This is a genomic window from Bordetella sp. 2513F2 (assembly GCF_054642735.1).
Genome location: NZ_CM137755.1, coordinates 428,329 through 443,074 on the forward strand (window position 1 = coordinate 428,329; position 14,746 = coordinate 443,074).

Sequence of the window (14,746 nt, forward strand, 5' to 3'; positions counted from 1 at the left end):
CAAACCATGCGTTTCAAATCCCTGCAATTCGTCTTCCTCGCGGCCGCCCTCGGGCTGTCGGCCGGCGCTGCCGCCGAGCGCCTGCGCATCGGCGCCACCCAGGTGCCGCATGCCGAGATCCTCGAAACGGTGAAGCCCGTGCTGGCCAAGCAGGGCGTGGAACTCGACATCAAGGTGTTCAGCGATTACGTCCAGCCCAACCTGCAGGTGGCCGACAAGGAACTGGACGCCAACTTCTTCCAGCACCAGCCCTACCTGGATACCTTCAACAAAGACCGCGGCACCAACCTGGTGTCGGCCGGCCTGGTGCACGTGGAGCCGTTCGGCGCCTACTCGCGGCGCATCAAGCAGGCCGGCGAGCTGCCGGAGGGCGCCACGGTGGCCATTCCCAACGATCCGTCCAACAGCGGCCGGGCCCTGCTGCTGCTGCAGAAGCAGGGGCTGATCAAGCTGGCGCAGGCCGGCAAGATCGACGCCACGCCGCTGGACATCGCCGAGAACCCGCGCAAGCTGAAATTCCGCGAGCTCGAGGCCGCCATGCTGCCGCGGGCCCTGGACGACGTGGACCTGGCGCTGATCAACACCAACTACGCGCTGGAGGCCGGCCTGGTGCCCACGCGCGACGCGCTGTTCATCGAAGGTTCGGACTCGCCCTATGCCAATCTGGTGGCCACGCTGCCGGAGAAGAAGGACGCACCCGCGGTGCGCAAGCTGATGGACGCGCTGCACTCCGACGCGGTGAAGCAGTTCATCCTGGAGAAGTACAAGGGAGCGGTGGTGCCGGCGTTCTGAGCACCGGCACGGCGCGGCGCCGGCGCGCTCAGCCGGCGGCCAGCGCCTTTTCGACGGAGGCCTGGAACTCGGCCTTGTCGTACTCGCCCAGGTAGCGCTTGATTATGCGCCCCTGCTTGTCGATCAGGAAGGCGGTGGGGGTGAGGCGCACGTTGCCGAAGGCCTCGGCCAGCTTGCCCTGGGTGTCGAGCGCCACGGGGAAGGGCAGCTTGCGGGTCTGGGCGAAGTTCAGCACGTAGTTCGGCGGGTCGTACGACATGGCCACGGCCACGGTTTCGTAACCCCGCGGGGCGTAATGCTCGTAGGCGGCCATGGTGTCGGGCATCTGCTTGACGCAGGTGACGCAGCTGGTGGCCCAGAACTTCACCAGCACGACCTTGCCGCGCAGGTCCTGCATGCCGATGGTCTTGCCCTCCAGCGTGGTGAAGCTCACGTCGGGGGCGGTGGGGGCGGGGCGCCACACGAACCAGCCGGCAATGCCGGCGGCGGCCACGATGACGAGTGCGAGGACGAGCTTCTTCATTTGATCGGCATGGCCTGGATGCCGGTGTCGCCCGACTCCGGCGTGGTGGACTCGATGGGCACGGGGGCCGACGAGGAACCGCCGGACGGGGGCGTGCTGCTGCTGCTCTGGCCGGAGAGGCGCAATGCCTCCTCGCGGCTGATGATGTCGAATACCTTGACCACCTTGGTGACGCCGCTGACCCCGGCGGCTGCATTGGCTGCGTAGTCGCTCTCGGCCTGCGTGACCTTGCCCATCAGGTAGACCACGCCGCGCTCGGTGGTGACCGTGATCGTGCCCGAGGGTACGTATTGCGCGTTCACCAGCGCCGTGCGCACCTTGGAGCTGATCCAGGAATCGTTGCTGCGGGTGGAGAACGGCGCGGCCGGCCCGACGTTGAGCTGGTTGACCACCGACTTGACCTTCTCGACGCCCTTGGCAATGGCCTCGGCCTGCGCGCGCGCCTCCTGCGTGGGCACGTCGCCCGTGAGCAGCACCCGGCCTTCGTACACCGTGGCCGCGACGCGGGCCTGGTTGCCCAGCTTCTGGGCGGCCTGGCTTTCGATCTTGTAGGTGAGGTTCTTGTCGTCCAGCTGCGTGCCCGAGCTGCGCCGGTCGGTGACCACCACGGCCGTGGTGGCGGCCGCGCCGCCGATGACCAGGGGCGCGCACGCCGTGAGCAGGCCGCCCGTGCCGCTGAGGGCCAGGGCCAGCACGATCGGGCGTGCAGCGTTTCGGGCGTCGATCATCATTCGGTATCTCCTAGGAGTAGGGCATCTATGCCATCGCACAGTGCATGCAGCAGCAGGATGTGGACTTCCTGGATGCGCATGGTGCGGTCGTGCGGCACGCAGAGATGGACGTCCTGCGGCCGGATCAGTTCCCCCATGACGCCGCCGCCCTTGCCGGTGAGGGCGATGACGTGCATGTCGCGGTCGTGGGCGGCCTGCATGGCCCGCACCACGTTGGGCGAGTTGCCGCTGGTCGAGATGGCGACCAGGATGTCGCCAGGCTGGCCCAGCGCGTTGACCTGGCGCTCGAAGACCTCGTCGTAGCCGTAGTCGTTGCCCACGGCGGTGAGGATGGAGGTGTCGGTGTTCAGGGCGATGCCCGCCAGCGGCAGGCGTTCGCGTTCGAAGCGGCCCACCAGCTCGGCGATGAAATGCTGCGCGTCGGCGGCCGAGCCGCCGTTGCCGCAGGCCAGGATCTTGCCGTTGTTGGCCAGCGCGGCGAACAGGAGATCCACCGCGGCGGCGAGCGGAGCGGACAGCGCAGTGCTGCTTTCTTCGAATAGGCCGATCGCGGCGCGGAAGTGCGCGGCCATGCGCGAGGTCATTTCCATGGCCGGCATTATCTCACGCAGCGGATTTCATGCCCGGGCATCGTCGGCTTCGAAGGCATTCTTCAGCCATTGGGCGCGGCCGCCCTCGAACAGCACGGCATCGAAGCGCACGGGCGGAGGCCTGCCCGCCCAGTGCAGCGCCGCGAGCCGCGGCAGCAGCAGGGCGGCCGCCCGCGCCAGCCTGGCCTGCTTGGCCCGGTCTATGCTGGCGGCCGCGCCGCCATAGCGCCCGCCGGCGCGCGAGCGCACTTCCACCAGCACCAGGGCCGGCCCGTCGCGCAGCGCCAGGTCGATCTCGCCGGCGCGCGTGCGCAGGTTGCGGGCCAGCGGCACCAGCCCCCGCGACTGCAGCAGCGCCAGGGCTTCGTCCTCGTAGTCGCAGCCGCGGCGCTGGGTGGGCGACAGCCGGGGCGGATCGGCCGCCGGGCGGACGCGCGGGGCGGTGCGCCGGCGGCGCTTGCGCAGGCGCCGCTGGGCCGCCTCGGCCAGGGCCAGGGCAAGCGCGAAAGACGGGTCTGGGTCGGGCATGGGCAGGGCGGGAACGGAACGGCCAGCGGCTACACTGGCATGGTTTTCACCGTTGTAATGCCTGCCATGCATGAAGATGTCCCTTCCTCCCGCGCAGAGGGCTGGCGCCGCGTCGCCGAGCGGGTGGCCGCCCAGCACTGGCCCCGCGCCGTGCTCTACGTGGTGGCCACGCCCATAGGCAATCTGGGCGACCTCGGCCTGCGCGCCTGGCAGGTCCTGTCGCGGGTGGACGTCATCGCGGCCGAGGACACCCGGGCCACGCGCACGCTGCTCGAGGCCTGGGGCATCGGTACGCCCCTCATGGCGGCCCACCGCCACAACGAAGCCGCGGCGGCCCAGGCCATCTGCGAACGCCTGGCCCAGGGCCAGTGCGTGGCCCTGGTGTCCGACGCGGGGGCGCCGGCCGTGAGCGATCCCGGCGCCCGGGTGGTGCGGGCCGTGCGCGACGCAGGCCATGCCGTGGTGCCCATCCCCGGCCCCAGTGCCGTCATTGCGGCGCTCATGGGCAGCGGCGTCACGTCCGACGAGAATCCCGCCTACGCCTTCGCCGGCTTCCCGCCGTCCAAGGCGGCGGCGCGCCAGCGCTGGCTGCGGCAATGGTGCGCGCTGCCCGCCCCCGTGCTGATGTTCGAGGCGCCGCACCGCGTGGCCGCGACCGTGGCCGACCTCGCCGCCGTCTGCGGCCCCGCGCGCATGCTGACGCTGGCGCGCGAGCTCACCAAGCGCTTCGAGCAGATCGTCACGCTGCCCGCCGGCCGGGCCCGGGCGTGGCTGGACGAGGATCCGCACCGCTCGCAGGGCGAGTTCGTGCTGATCGTGCATGAGGCGCCAGCGCCGGCCGGCGAGCCGGACGAGGCTGCCGACGCCGGCGCCGACCTGCTGCTCGACGCGCTGCTGGAAAGCATGTCGGTGCGCGATGCTGCCCGCGTCGCGGCCCGGGTCACCGGCCAGCCGCGCGACCGCCTCTACAACCGCGCCCTGGCGCGCCGGGCCGCCGCCGGGGGTGAGGAATGACCGCGCAGCGCCGGCCCGAAGCAGACATGCTGCGCGCCTTTGCAGCCTCCGCGGCCCCGCCCGCGTACCGGGACGTGCCCACCCCGCTGGGCCCCATGCGGCTGGCGGCGCTCGACGACGCGCTGTGCGGCGCGTGGTTCCTGGACCAGGCCGACCTGCCCGCGCCGCAAGGGTGGCGCGCGGTGCCCGTGCCGGTGCTGCGACAGGCCGAAGCGGAACTGCAGGCATGGTTCGATGGCGGGCGCAGGCACTTCGACGTGCCGTTGAAGCCCCGCGGCACGGCTTTCCAGGTGCAGGTATGGGCAGCACTGTGCGAACTTCCGTTCGGCGCCACCGCCAGCTACGGCGAACTGGCGCGGCGCATCGGCCGGCCCAGGGCCGTGCGGGCAGTGGGCGGCGCCGCGGGGCGCAATCCGATCTCGCTGTTCATCCCCTGCCACCGCATCGTGGGGCACGACACCTCGCTCACCGGATTCGGTGGCGGCCTGCCGCGCAAGCACGCGCTGCTGGCGCACGAAGGACACCGCTACGCCGGCCCGGCGGCGCGCGCCCGGCGCACCGGCAGCGGCCAGCTGGCGCTGCCCTGGTAGGCCCAAGGGCCAGCGTCAGCGGGTGGTGAGGCTGGGCAGGATGCCGGTGCGGTCGGAGACGGCCTGCACCGCGCCCATGGCCGATTCCCGGCTGGCGTAGGGTCCGATCTTCACGCGATACAGGCGGTCGCCCCGCTCGATCACCGCGGGCGGCAGCCCGTCCGCGCCGTTGAGGCGGGCATTGACCTGGCTGGCCAGTTCCTGCGCGTTGGCCTGCTGGCTGAATGCGCCCATCTGCAGGTAGACCTTCGTGCCGGCGTCCGCCGCCATGGAGCCGGCCGAGGCGGCCGGGGCCGTTGCGGTAACGGCGGCCGGCGCTTCGGCGCCGCCTTCCTGTACCGCGGGCATGGCCATGGCCTGCAGGCTGGCGGGGCCGGGATCGTTTGCGGCGGCAGCCTGGGTCTGGGAGGCCATGGCCCGGATCTCCTCGGGCGTGATGCGTTCCACCACGACGGGGCCGCTGCCCCGGGCGACCAGGCCCAGCCGGTGCGCGGCCGTGTACGAGAGGTCGATGATGCGCTTGCCGTGGAAGGGGCCGCGGTCGTTGACGCGCACGATGACGCTGCGGCCATTGACCTTGCTGGTGACCCGGGCGTAGCTGGGTATGGGCAGCGTGGGATGGGCCGCCGTCATGGCGTACATGTCGTAGGTCTCGCCGTTGGACGTGCTGTTGCCGTGGAACTTCTTGCCGTACCACGAGGCGAGACCTTCCTGGCGGAAAGGTTTCTCGGCGGTCTGGGGCACGTAGCGCTTGCCGAAGATCACGTAGGGCTGGTTGGCGCCGGTGGCCAGCGGTTCGATGCGCGGTATGGCGTCAGGGGTGGCATCCAGGTCGGGCGGCGGATCGATGCCGGGGCCGTCATCCTGGTAGTAGCCGCCGGGCTTTACGCTGGCGGTTTTTTTCGGGGAGGTGGAGCAGCCCGCCACGAGGGTGGCGATGCAGAAGGCGATGAGGAGGTACGGGAAACGGGCAATTCTCATGTGGCATGTGCCTCCGCCGGCGCGGGCTGGGTTCGGTGGCGCACGAGCAGGGGACGATGGCTGGCGAAGCGGCGCGCCAGCTGCTCGACCACATACACGGAGCGGTGCTGGCCGCCCGTGCAGCCCACCGCCACGGTGAGGTAGCTGCGGGTGTCCTGGGTATAGGCAGGGAGCCACCGGCTGATGAAGCCGGCAATGTCGTCGATCATCTGGCCTACCGCATCGAACCCGGCCAGCCAGTCGGCCACCGGCTGGTCGCGCCCGGTGAGCGGACGCAGCGTGCGGTCGTAGTAGGGGTTCGGCAGGCAGCGCACGTCGAACACGAGGTCGGCGCTGTTGGGCACGCCGCGCTTGTAGGCGAACGATTCGAAGGTGAGCACCAGGGGCGCGCGGTCGGCCTGGATCAGGTCGCGGATCCAGGCCCGCAATTGGCCGGGCGTGAGATTCGACGTGTCGATGACGTGAGCCTGGTCGCGCAGCGGCGCCAGCATTTCGCGTTCGAGGTCGATGCACTCGGTGAGCGAGGGGCTGTGTCCGCCGCGGGCGGCGCGGTCGGTGAGCGGATGGCGGCGGCGCGATTCGGAATAGCGCTGCACCAGGGTGTCGGTGTCTGCGTCGAGGAACACCACGCGCAGGCTGACTTCCATGTCGCGCAGCGTGGCGAGTACGTCGGGCAGGTCGGCCAGCGCGCCGGGCGAGCGCACGTCGATGGCGATGGCGATGCGGTCCATGACGTCGCGGCGCGCGTCTTCGATGAACTCGCCGAGGAAGCGCACCGGTAGATTATCGATACATGTGTAACCGGTATCTTCCAGTGTACGCAGGGCGACCGATTTGCCCGAGCCGGAAATCCCGGTGATTAGGACGACGCTCAACATGGGCATGATTGTGGCATGGTTTATGCTGTCGTTGGACGGCGGACTCCCGGGCGGGCCGCCGGCCCCTCCCGACAGCCCGACGCCGGACCGACCCCGATGGTAGCCTCGTCGTTGCGCATAAGTATGTCAGCCGTGGTGCTCGCGCTGGTGGCGGAAGCCGGCGCGTGGGCGCAGGACGCCGGCAGGCTGCGCCCGGGCACGATGGAAGCGCGCGTGGCCGCCTGTACGACCTGCCATGGCGCGCAGGGGCGCGCCGGGCCCGACGGCTATTATCCCCGGCTGGCCGGCAAGCCCCAGGGATACCTGTATCACCAGTTGCTCAATTTCCGCGACGGGCGCCGCCGCTATCCTCCCATGCAACGCCTGCTGGCCGGCCTTCCCGATGCCTACCTGGCGGAGATGGCGGGCCATTTCGCTGCCCAGCAGGCCGGCTATCCGCCCCCGGCAGCCGGTGGGGCGGCCCCGGATGCGCTGGCGCGCGGCCGGCAGCTGGTGTTCGAGGGGGATGCCGCGCGAGGCCTGCCGGCCTGCGCCGCCTGTCACGGCGCCGTCCTGGGCGGACGCCTGCCCGCCATCCCGGGTCTGCTCGGCCTGTCGCGCGATTATCTGGCAGCCCAGGTCGGCAGCTGGCGCACCGGCCTGCGGCGCGCCGCCGAACCTGACTGCATGGCCGACGTGGCGCGCGCCCTGACGCCCGAGGACGTCGCGGCCCTGTCTGCCTGGCTGGCGGCCCAGCCCGTGCCGGAGGGCTATGCGGCCGATCCCGTTTCCGACGCGCCTCTGCCGCGCGCATGCGGCAGCCAGGGGTCGCATGCCGCCCCCGCCACCCCGCACGGCGGAGCCGCGCAATGACGCCAACCGCGCGCCGCTTCGGCTACCTTTGCGCGGGCCTGGCCGTCCTGGTGCTGGCCGCGCTGGGCCTGCTGTATGCCATGGGCACGCGCAGCGAGGCCCCGCCGCCGCCTGCCGGCGGCGGCGACCCCGCCCAGCGCATCGAGCGCGGCCGCTATCTGGCGCGGCTGGGCAATTGCGCGGCCTGCCACACCGCCCAGGGGGGCATCCCTTATGCCGGCGGGACGCCCATCCCCACGCCGTTCGGCACGCTGTACGGACCGAACATCACGCCGGACCGCGACACGGGCATCGGCGCCTGGACGGCCGAGGACTTCTGGCATGCGCTGCACAATGGCCAGCGGCCGGACGGCACGCTGCTCTATCCCGCCTTCCCCTATACCGAGTACACCCGGCTGACGCGCGCCGACACCGATGCCCTGTATGCCTATCTGCGCAGCCTGCAGCCGGTGCGCCAGCCCAGCCGGCCGCACGCGCTGGCGGCCCCGTACGACCGGCGCATCCTGCTGGCTGCCTGGCGCGCCCTGTACTTCAGCCCCGGCGTCGCCGTGCCGCGCGCCGACCGGCCGCAGGCATGGAACCGTGGCCGCTACCTCGTGGAGGGACTGGGCCATTGCGCCGCCTGCCATGCGCCGCGCAACCGGCTGGGGGCCACGCAGCAGCGCGAGCAGCTGCCGGGCGGGGTGATCGCAGGCCTGGGCTGGTATGCCCCGTCACTGGGCGGGGACCTGGATTCCGGGCTGGGCCGCTGGAGCGAGCAGGACATCGCCGCGCTGCTGCAGACCGGGTTGTCGCGCCATGCCGCCGCCAGCGGTCCCATGGCGGAGGTGGTGCGGGGCAGCACCCAATATCTCACGGACGACGACGCCCGGGCCATCGGCGTCTACCTGAAATCGCTGCCGGCCACGCCTGCGCCGCCGCCGGCCGGACCCGTGCCGGACGCGGCCATGCAGATCGGCCGGAAGCTGTATGGCCAGCATTGCGTCCAGTGCCACGGGGAGTCGGGGGAGGGCGCGGGCACCGACTGGCCGGCGCTGGCCGGCAATCCCGGCGTGACCGCGCCGTCGGCGCTGAACGTGATCCGCATGGTGCTCGAAGGCGGGTATGCCCCGGCCACGGCGGCCAATCCGCGGCCCCACGGCATGCCGCCGTTCGGCCAGGTGCTCAATGACAACGACGTGGCGATGCTCGCCACCTATGTGCGCAACCAGTGGGGCAACCGCGCCGGACCGGTGCAGCCGCTGGAGGTCAAGCGCGCCCGGGATTACGCCGCCCGGTGATGCCGGCCCGCCGGGCGGGCCGGCGTCATTTGTTGCTGCTCTGCAGGATCGCCATGGCCTGGCGTTCCATGAATTCGCCCAGCGTGTCGATGCCGCGCAGCTTGAGGATGGTATTGCGCACCGCGGCCTCGACCAGCACGGCCAGGTTGCGCCCGGCCGCCACCTGCAGCATGACCTTGCGCACCGGCAGGCCCAGCATGTCCTGGGTGATGTCCTGGAGCGGCAGGCGTTCGAACTTGTCTTGTGCGCTGGCGCGCACCAGGTGCACGATGAGCTTCAGGCGCATCTTGCGGCGCACGGAGGTCTCGCCGAAGATGGTGCGGATGTCGAGCAGGCCCAGGCCGCGCACTTCCAGCAGGTTCTGCAGCAGCTGGGGGCAGTGGCCCTCGATCACATTGGGAGCCGTGCGCGAGAATTCCACGGCATCGTCGGCCACCAGGCCGTGGCCGCGCGAGATCAGCTCCAGCGCGAGCTCGCTCTTGCCGAGCCCGGATTCGCCGGTGATCAGCACGCCCAACCCCAGCACGTCCATGAACACGCCGTGCACCGTGGTGGTGGGCGCCAGCTTCTTGCCCAGGTAGATGCGCAGCAGGTCGATCAGCTGGGCCGCGGCCACGGGAGTAGACAGCAGCGGCACCTGGTGCTGCTCGCACTGGTCGATGAGGTCCTGGGGCGGGGAAAGCCCGTCGGCCAGCAGGATGGCCGGGACGCCGCCGATCAGCAGCTCGTCCATGTGGTGCATGCGGCGGCGCAGGTCGAAGCGGGTGTAATAGGCCAGTTCTTCCTGGCCGAACACCTGCACGCGCGAGGGGTGGATGAGGTTCAGGTGGCCGACGAGGTCGGCGGCAGCCATGCCGTCGTCAGGAATGGCGCGGTCGGCCGCATTCTGGCCGGCAATCCACGTGAACGGTATCTTGTCGGCATTGTCGTCGACCAGTTCCTGGACGGTGAGCATGGCGGTGTCAGAGCTCTCCGGTTGTGAGCAGCCGGTGCACGCGGGCCGGATCCGGCTCCGTGGCCAGGGCATCGCGCAGCGGCTTGTTGGACATCAGCTGGGCGAGTTCGGCCAGGATGTCCAGGTGCTGCTGCGTGGCGGCTTCGGGCACCAGCAGACAGAGCAGCATGGATACCGGCTGGCCGTCGGGCGCGTCGAAGGGAATGGGCTGGGCCAGCCGGACGAACGCGGCCAGCGCCTGGTCCAGGCCCTTGACGCGGCCGTGCGGCACGGCCACGCCCTGGCCCAGGGCGGTGGAGCCCAGGCGTTCGCGGGCGAACAGGCTGTCGAAGACGATCGAACGGGCCAGGCCGTGATGGTTTTCGAAGAGCAGGCCGGCTTGTTCGAATGCCCGCTTCTTGCTGGTGGCCAGCATGTCGAGCACGACGTTGCCGGCGGGGAGGATGCGCGACAAATGATTCATGCGACGGATTATAGGTTTTTATGCCGCAGCGCAAAAAAAGCCCGGCGACCCCGGCCCGGCCCACGGTTTTGCGGCAGCCCGGCAGGGAGCGCCCGTCTCTCTGCGGGCCAAGCCCCAGAGCATAGCCGCAGCAGGGCAGCGCTGTGAAGAGCGGGACGGAATCGTGCCGGCATCGGTGGAAAACAGGGGGAGGGGCGATGCCGATGTCCCGGCGGCAGGTGCGTGCGGGACATCGGTACGGACGACCGCTGGGCGGTCAGGGACGCGGCCCGCATGGCGGGCGCGCAAGGCAGGGGCTCACGCTTGCTGCGCCTGGGCAGCGGCTTGCCGTTTCACGGGTTCGGCAGCGTGGTTCTGGACCTTGTCTTTGTGCTTGAGTACCTGGCGGTCGACCTTGTCGGCCAGCAGGTCGATGGCGGCGTACAGATTCTCGTCCACGGCTTCGCAGTGGATGTCCTTGCCACGCAGATGCATGGTGATCTCGGCTCTGTGCCGCAGGGGCTCTACTGAGAGCATGACCTGGGTATCGATGACGTGATCGAAATGTCGCAGCACTCGCGCCAGTTTGTTCATGACATATTCCCGGATGGCCGGGGTGACGTCGAGATGACGACCGCAGATGCTCAGGTTCATAGCGTGCTCTCCTTCTGGAAAAGAGAAAATTTGCGCAGGATGCGCGGGGAAGGTTGGTGTGGCGGGACTCCTCTGCTCAGGGTTTTGCGGGGTATTCAAGTACTAGTGTATAGACTCCTGCGGCCAACACAAGTTGCGCGGTCCCGGTATGCCGGGCCGCGCAGGGGCTGGGAGGATAGGGGTCTTCCCGGGCCTGGCAGGCCCGGCCGGATTACATCTTGAAGTGTTCGCCGAGGTACACCCGGCGCACCGCCGGATCGCCCACGATCTCGTCGGGATGGCCGTCGGTGAGCACCTTGCCTTCGCTGATGATGTAGGCGCGGTCGCAGATGCCGAGCGTCTCGCGCACGTTGTGGTCGGTGATGAGCACGCCGATGCCGCGGCCCTTGAGAAAGCGCACGATGCGCTGGATCTCGATCACGGCGATGGGGTCCACGCCTGCGAAGGGTTCGTCGAGCAGGATGAAGCGCGGCCGCGTGGCCAGGGCGCGGGCGATCTCGACGCGGCGGCGCTCGCCGCCCGACAGCGAGATGGCCGCATTGCCGCGGATGTGGCCGATCTGCAGTTCGTCGAGCAGCGTTTCCAGTTCTTCCTGGATGCGGGTCGAGCCCAGCGGCCGTCCGGCGGGATCGAGCTGCAGCTCGAGCACGGCGCGGATGTTCTGCTCGACCGTGAGGCGGCGGAACACCGAGGCGTCTTGAGGCAGGTACGACAGGCCCATGCGCGCGCGCTTGTGGATCGGCATGGCAGTGATGGCGTTGCCGTCGATCTCGATGCGGCCGGCATCGGCCGGCACCAGCCCCACGATCATGTAGAAACTGGTGGTCTTGCCGGCGCCGTTGGGACCCAGCAGGCCGACGACTTCGCCGCTGACCACGGAAAGCGATACGTCCTGCACGACGGCGCGGCCGTTGTAGCTCTTGCGCAGGCCGACCGCGCGCAGGCTACCCTGCTTGGCGGCGCCCGTGGCGCCGGCGATGGTGGACGAGGTGCTGGGACTCATCAATTGCCCTTCTTGCCCGACTGCGCGCTGCGGCAGGCGGCGATGGCGGCATCGGTCTTGGCGCGCGGTTCGGCCACGGAGCGCACGCGGCCTCCGGCAGCGGCAGACTGCGGGCCGCCCTGCGCCTCGTAGACGCCGGTCTTTTCGTTGTAGCGCACGCGCTGGCCGCGGATGGTGTCGAACGGCTTGCCGCAGACGTAGCGGGTGACGATGGCCTGGCCGATGAGGTCGAACTGGCTCTTGCTGCTGTCGTACTCGGCGCGCAGGCCCTTGCCCTCGATCACTTCGAAGGTGGCCGGCCGTTCCTGGCGGATCGTGACCACCTTGCCCTTGTCGGCCGTGGCGGTTCCGTACTGGTTGCCGGCCTTGTCTTCGTGCACCTCGAGCTGGTCGGAGGTGAGCTTCATGAGGCCGCGGGTGAGCACCACATTGCCCGTGAACACGCTCTTGCGGTTGATGTCGTCGTAGTGCAGGGTGTCGGACAGGATCAGCGTGCTGGGCTCTTCGGCCGGCGCGTCGCTGCCGCCCTGGCCTTGCGCCAGGGCTTGGCCGCAGGCGGCCGCCAGGATCAGGGTGCCCAGCACGCGCGCCGTGGCGAGGACGGTCGGATGTGTCATGGTTGGTTCTGGTTGGTGTTCGCGGGCGGGGCGGTCTCTTCGCGGTCGCGCCTCGTCCGTTCGTTCCCGGCGATCTCGACGTCGGTGGACGCCGATACCCGCAGCTGCCGGGTCTTGTTGTCGTAGTGCATGCCCGTGCCGTTCATGCGTGAACTGCCTTTTACCACCTGGGCGGGCAGATCGGTGTAGACCACGTCGTCGTCGGGCAGGATGATGAGCTGCTGGCTGCGCACGTCGAGCGCGTCGTTGTTGGCGTCGGCCTGGCGGTGCACGTGCGCGTCGCCGTTCATCAGGATGCGCTTGCCGCCCTTTTCCATGATGGCCGTGCGCGACACGCCGATGGTGATGGGGTTGCCTTCCTGCTGCCCGACGGCACGCGGCGACGTGACGTGATAGGAGTCATCGTCGGGAAAGTGCTCGGCGTACTCGCCTTCGAGGCGGTTGATCGGCTTGCCGGCCGCGTCGGTGCGCAGCATGACGAAGTCGCGCGCCCACGAGTCCATTTCGTGCGTGAGCCGGCGCGGCGGATCCACCGGGATCGCGCGGCGCGCGTAGTCGGCCGCCCACCACGTGCCCAGCACCAGGGCGCAGAGCAGGAAGAGGGCGATGAGGGAGGGGAAGCGCTCTTTCATGCAGGGAGTTTATTGGATGGCGCCGCGGCTAAACAGCGTGGGCGTCGCGAGGAACGCGCCGAGCCGGCCCCGCGCCGCCAGCAGCAGGTCGCAGCATTCGCGCACGGCGCCGCTGCCGCCCGGCAGGCCGGACACCCAGTGCGCCGCCTGCGACACGTAGCCCGGCGCATTCGGCACGCTGGCGGCGAAGCCGGCACGCTGCATGGCCTGCAGGTCGATGATGTCATCGCCCATGTAGCCGGTTTCAGTGAGTTGGATGCCCAGGCGCTGCGCAAGTTCAGTCAGCGCGGAGGCCTTGTCGCGCACGCCCTGCTGCACCAGCGCCACCCCGAGTTCGGCCGCGCGGCGGTCGACCACCGGCCCCGAGCGGCCCGTGATCAGCGCCACCTGCACGCCGCCCTCCATGAGCAGCCGCAGGCCATGGCCGTCGAGGGCGTGGAAGCGCTTGAAGACTTCGCCGTTCTCGCCGTAGTAGAGGCTGCCGTCGGTGAGCACGCCGTCGACGTCGAACACCATCAGGCGCACGGCGGCGGCGCGCTCGCGCACGGCGGGGGAGATGCGCGCCAGCACGAGCGCTTCGGCGGGATGGGTGGCGGAGGGAGCTGTCGTCATTGTGGGAGAACGCCCTAGACCACCTTGGCGGCCATCAGGTCATGAGTGTGCAGGGCGCCCACCAGGCGGCCGTCGGTGCCGACGACCAGCATCTGGTTGAGGCGGGATTCGTCCATCTGCAGGGCGGCATCGGCCGCCAGCGCATCGGGGCCTATGGTACGCGGCGAGCGCGTCATGCCGTGCTGCACCTGCAGGCCGCGGACGTCGCCGTGGCGCTCGATGAGCCGGCGCAGGTCGCCGTCGGTGAAGATCCCCACGGGGCGGCCGTCTGCGTCGACCACGGCCGTCATGCCCATGCCCTTGGACGACATTTCCTCGAGGGCGCGGAACAGCGGGGCATCCTCGGGCACCGTGGGCAGGGCCGCGCCCTGCCGCATGACGTCGCGCACGTGGGTGAGCAGCCGGCGGCCCAGCGCGCCGCCGGGATGCGAGCGGGCGAAGTCGTCGGTGCCGAAGCCGCGCGCCTCCAGGCAGGCCACCGCCAGGGCGTCGCCCAGGGCCAGCGCGGCCGTGGTGCTGGCGGTGGGCGCCAGGTTCAGCGGGCAGGCTTCCTGGGCCACGCTGGCGTCGAGGTGCACGTCGGCCAGCCGGGCGAGCTCGGATTCAGGGTTGCCCGTGATGGCCACCAGCCGCGCGCCCATGCGGCGGGCCACCGGCAGGATGGTGATCAGTTCCTGGCCGGCGCCGGAGTACGACAGGGCGATCAGCACGTCGTCGGACGTGATCATGCCGAGGTCGCCGTGCACCGCCTCGGCGGCGTGCACGAAGAACGCCGGCGTGCCGGTGGAGGCCAGCGTGGAGGCGATCTTGCGGGCGATGTGCCCGGTCTTGCCTATGCCGCTCACGACGACGCGCCCGCGGCATGCCAGCAGCATCTCGACGACGCGCACGAAGCTGTCGTCCAGCCGTGCGGAGAGATCGTGGATGGCCTGTGCTTCAGTCTGTAGTGTGCGCCGTGCCGACGCGATCGCGTCCCCGGACACAGGGAGGGTGGGATGGGTCATGGCCGGATTTTAATCGTACTGGCGCCGGTTGCCCGGGAAGGGCCCCTATGGCATTCTGGCGGCCTCGG

General features: G+C 70.2%; 19 protein-coding genes. 5 read left to right on the forward strand and 14 right to left on the reverse strand.

What is annotated here, in order from left to right:
- The first annotated feature begins 6 nt into the window (after positions 1–6).
- Positions 7–792 carry a MetQ/NlpA family ABC transporter substrate-binding protein gene (locus ACYBYQ_RS02045; protein ID WP_459616735.1) on the forward strand — a complete coding sequence of 262 codons (786 nt, stop codon included), beginning with the start codon at positions 7–9 and terminating at the stop codon, positions 790–792.
- A 28-nt stretch (positions 793–820) separates the two neighbouring features.
- Here ACYBYQ_RS02045 and ACYBYQ_RS02050 read toward each other — a convergent pair whose 3' ends face one another.
- The 4 genes from ACYBYQ_RS02050 to ACYBYQ_RS02065 are packed head-to-tail and all read right to left on the reverse strand — an operon-like array spanning position 821 to position 3,164.
- Positions 821–1,315 carry a peroxiredoxin family protein gene (locus ACYBYQ_RS02050; RefSeq protein WP_459616736.1) on the reverse strand — a complete coding sequence of 165 codons (495 nt, stop codon included), beginning with the start codon at positions 1,313–1,315 and terminating at the stop codon, positions 821–823.
- Positions 1,312–2,046 carry a BON domain-containing protein gene (locus ACYBYQ_RS02055; protein ID WP_459616737.1) on the reverse strand — a complete coding sequence of 245 codons (735 nt, stop codon included), beginning with the start codon at positions 2,044–2,046 and terminating at the stop codon, positions 1,312–1,314. Before ACYBYQ_RS02055 ends, ACYBYQ_RS02050 begins: the two co-directional genes overlap by 4 nt.
- Positions 2,043–2,636: a phosphoheptose isomerase gene (locus ACYBYQ_RS02060; RefSeq protein WP_459616738.1), complete on the reverse strand. Its 594-nt coding sequence runs from the start codon at positions 2,634–2,636 to the stop codon at positions 2,043–2,045. Before ACYBYQ_RS02060 ends, ACYBYQ_RS02055 begins: the two co-directional genes overlap by 4 nt.
- 27 nt (positions 2,637–2,663) lie before the next feature.
- Positions 2,664–3,164 (reverse strand): YraN family protein, encoded by a 501-nt coding sequence (locus ACYBYQ_RS02065; protein WP_459616739.1) that lies wholly within the window; start codon positions 3,162–3,164, stop codon positions 2,664–2,666.
- Between the two features lie 66 nt (positions 3,165–3,230).
- On the opposite strand from ACYBYQ_RS02065, the gene rsmI reads away from it, so the two are divergent.
- Both rsmI and ACYBYQ_RS02075 read left to right on the forward strand, forming a co-directional pair.
- On the forward strand, positions 3,231–4,178 hold the full coding sequence (rsmI, locus tag ACYBYQ_RS02070; protein WP_459616740.1) for a 16S rRNA (cytidine(1402)-2'-O)-methyltransferase: 948 nt from the start codon (positions 3,231–3,233) through the stop codon (positions 4,176–4,178).
- A 26-nt stretch (positions 4,179–4,204) separates the two neighbouring features.
- The gene (locus tag ACYBYQ_RS02075) at positions 4,205–4,768 is read left to right on the forward strand and encodes a methylated-DNA--[protein]-cysteine S-methyltransferase (protein ID WP_459618682.1); all 564 of its coding nucleotides are present in this window, start codon (positions 4,205–4,207) and stop codon (positions 4,766–4,768) included.
- Between the two features lie 15 nt (positions 4,769–4,783).
- On the opposite strand, the gene ACYBYQ_RS02080 is transcribed toward ACYBYQ_RS02075, so the two are convergent.
- Positions 4,784–5,749 carry a septal ring lytic transglycosylase RlpA family protein gene (locus ACYBYQ_RS02080; RefSeq protein ID WP_459616741.1) on the reverse strand — a complete coding sequence of 322 codons (966 nt, stop codon included), beginning with the start codon at positions 5,747–5,749 and terminating at the stop codon, positions 4,784–4,786.
- The gene (gene rapZ / locus ACYBYQ_RS02085; RefSeq protein ID WP_459616742.1) at positions 5,746–6,627 is read right to left on the reverse strand and encodes an RNase adapter RapZ; all 882 of its coding nucleotides are present in this window, start codon (positions 6,625–6,627) and stop codon (positions 5,746–5,748) included. The genes ACYBYQ_RS02080 and rapZ overlap by 4 nt, the downstream gene beginning before the upstream one ends.
- A 123-nt stretch (positions 6,628–6,750) precedes the next feature.
- On the opposite strand from rapZ, the gene ACYBYQ_RS02090 reads away from it, so the two are divergent.
- Positions 6,751–7,479, forward strand: a complete 729-nt coding sequence (locus ACYBYQ_RS02090) for a c-type cytochrome (RefSeq protein WP_459616743.1) — start codon at positions 6,751–6,753, stop codon at positions 7,477–7,479.
- Positions 7,476–8,759 (forward strand): cytochrome c, encoded by a 1,284-nt coding sequence (locus tag ACYBYQ_RS02095; RefSeq protein ID WP_459616744.1) that lies wholly within the window; start codon positions 7,476–7,478, stop codon positions 8,757–8,759. The genes ACYBYQ_RS02090 and ACYBYQ_RS02095 overlap by 4 nt, the downstream gene beginning before the upstream one ends.
- Before the next feature lie 25 nt (positions 8,760–8,784).
- On the opposite strand, the gene hprK is transcribed toward ACYBYQ_RS02095, so the two are convergent.
- The 8 genes from hprK to ACYBYQ_RS02135 form a co-directional block, all read right to left on the reverse strand.
- Positions 8,785–9,714 (reverse strand): HPr(Ser) kinase/phosphatase, encoded by a 930-nt coding sequence (gene hprK / locus ACYBYQ_RS02100; protein ID WP_459616745.1) that lies wholly within the window; start codon positions 9,712–9,714, stop codon positions 8,785–8,787.
- 7 nt (positions 9,715–9,721) lie between these two features.
- Positions 9,722–10,177: a PTS sugar transporter subunit IIA gene (locus ACYBYQ_RS02105; protein WP_459616746.1), complete on the reverse strand. Its 456-nt coding sequence runs from the start codon at positions 10,175–10,177 to the stop codon at positions 9,722–9,724.
- A 297-nt stretch (positions 10,178–10,474) separates the two neighbouring features.
- Positions 10,475–10,810: a ribosome hibernation-promoting factor, HPF/YfiA family gene (gene hpf / locus ACYBYQ_RS02110; RefSeq protein WP_459616747.1), complete on the reverse strand. Its 336-nt coding sequence runs from the start codon at positions 10,808–10,810 to the stop codon at positions 10,475–10,477.
- Positions 10,811–11,021: 211 nt separating this feature from the next.
- Positions 11,022–11,813 carry an LPS export ABC transporter ATP-binding protein gene (gene lptB / locus ACYBYQ_RS02115; RefSeq protein ID WP_459616748.1) on the reverse strand — a complete coding sequence of 264 codons (792 nt, stop codon included), beginning with the start codon at positions 11,811–11,813 and terminating at the stop codon, positions 11,022–11,024.
- The gene (gene lptA, locus ACYBYQ_RS02120) at positions 11,813–12,430 is read right to left on the reverse strand and encodes a lipopolysaccharide transport periplasmic protein LptA (RefSeq protein WP_459616749.1); all 618 of its coding nucleotides are present in this window, start codon (positions 12,428–12,430) and stop codon (positions 11,813–11,815) included. Before lptA ends, lptB begins: the two co-directional genes overlap by 1 nt.
- Positions 12,427–13,062: an LPS export ABC transporter periplasmic protein LptC gene (gene lptC, locus ACYBYQ_RS02125; protein ID WP_459616750.1), complete on the reverse strand. Its 636-nt coding sequence runs from the start codon at positions 13,060–13,062 to the stop codon at positions 12,427–12,429. The genes lptA and lptC overlap by 4 nt, the downstream gene beginning before the upstream one ends.
- A gap of 9 nt (positions 13,063–13,071) precedes the next feature.
- Positions 13,072–13,674: a KdsC family phosphatase gene (locus tag ACYBYQ_RS02130; RefSeq protein WP_459616751.1), complete on the reverse strand. Its 603-nt coding sequence runs from the start codon at positions 13,672–13,674 to the stop codon at positions 13,072–13,074.
- A gap of 14 nt (positions 13,675–13,688) precedes the next feature.
- Positions 13,689–14,678: a KpsF/GutQ family sugar-phosphate isomerase gene (locus tag ACYBYQ_RS02135; protein ID WP_459616752.1), complete on the reverse strand. Its 990-nt coding sequence runs from the start codon at positions 14,676–14,678 to the stop codon at positions 13,689–13,691.
- Positions 14,679–14,746 lie beyond the last annotated feature (68 nt).

What these genes read in the sequence shown, in the direction of transcription:
- ACYBYQ_RS02045 (WP_459616735.1), top strand. Translation starts at nt 7, where the DNA reads ATGCGTTTCAAATCCCTGCAATTCGTCTTCCTCGCGGCCGCCCTCGGG.
- ACYBYQ_RS02050 (WP_459616736.1), bottom strand. Translation starts at nt 1,315, where the DNA reads ATGAAGAAGCTCGTCCTCGCACTCGTCATCGTGGCCGCCGCCGGCATT.
- ACYBYQ_RS02055 (WP_459616737.1), bottom strand. Translation starts at nt 2,046, where the DNA reads ATGATGATCGACGCCCGAAACGCTGCACGCCCGATCGTGCTGGCCCTG.
- ACYBYQ_RS02060 (WP_459616738.1), bottom strand. Translation starts at nt 2,636, where the DNA reads ATGGAAATGACCTCGCGCATGGCCGCGCACTTCCGCGCCGCGATCGGC.
- ACYBYQ_RS02065 (WP_459616739.1), bottom strand. Translation starts at nt 3,164, where the DNA reads ATGCCCGACCCAGACCCGTCTTTCGCGCTTGCCCTGGCCCTGGCCGAG.
- rsmI (WP_459616740.1), top strand. Translation starts at nt 3,231, where the DNA reads ATGCATGAAGATGTCCCTTCCTCCCGCGCAGAGGGCTGGCGCCGCGTC.
- ACYBYQ_RS02075 (WP_459618682.1), top strand. Translation starts at nt 4,205, where the DNA reads ATGCTGCGCGCCTTTGCAGCCTCCGCGGCCCCGCCCGCGTACCGGGAC.
- ACYBYQ_RS02080 (WP_459616741.1), bottom strand. Translation starts at nt 5,749, where the DNA reads ATGAGAATTGCCCGTTTCCCGTACCTCCTCATCGCCTTCTGCATCGCC.
- rapZ (WP_459616742.1), bottom strand. Translation starts at nt 6,627, where the DNA reads ATGTTGAGCGTCGTCCTAATCACCGGGATTTCCGGCTCGGGCAAATCG.
- ACYBYQ_RS02090 (WP_459616743.1), top strand. Translation starts at nt 6,751, where the DNA reads ATGTCAGCCGTGGTGCTCGCGCTGGTGGCGGAAGCCGGCGCGTGGGCG.
- ACYBYQ_RS02095 (WP_459616744.1), top strand. Translation starts at nt 7,476, where the DNA reads ATGACGCCAACCGCGCGCCGCTTCGGCTACCTTTGCGCGGGCCTGGCC.
- hprK (WP_459616745.1), bottom strand. Translation starts at nt 9,714, where the DNA reads ATGCTCACCGTCCAGGAACTGGTCGACGACAATGCCGACAAGATACCG.
- ACYBYQ_RS02105 (WP_459616746.1), bottom strand. Translation starts at nt 10,177, where the DNA reads ATGAATCATTTGTCGCGCATCCTCCCCGCCGGCAACGTCGTGCTCGAC.
- hpf (WP_459616747.1), bottom strand. Translation starts at nt 10,810, where the DNA reads ATGAACCTGAGCATCTGCGGTCGTCATCTCGACGTCACCCCGGCCATC.
- lptB (WP_459616748.1), bottom strand. Translation starts at nt 11,813, where the DNA reads ATGAGTCCCAGCACCTCGTCCACCATCGCCGGCGCCACGGGCGCCGCC.
- lptA (WP_459616749.1), bottom strand. Translation starts at nt 12,430, where the DNA reads ATGACACATCCGACCGTCCTCGCCACGGCGCGCGTGCTGGGCACCCTG.
- lptC (WP_459616750.1), bottom strand. Translation starts at nt 13,062, where the DNA reads ATGAAAGAGCGCTTCCCCTCCCTCATCGCCCTCTTCCTGCTCTGCGCC.
- ACYBYQ_RS02130 (WP_459616751.1), bottom strand. Translation starts at nt 13,674, where the DNA reads ATGACGACAGCTCCCTCCGCCACCCATCCCGCCGAAGCGCTCGTGCTG.
- ACYBYQ_RS02135 (WP_459616752.1), bottom strand. Translation starts at nt 14,678, where the DNA reads ATGACCCATCCCACCCTCCCTGTGTCCGGGGACGCGATCGCGTCGGCA.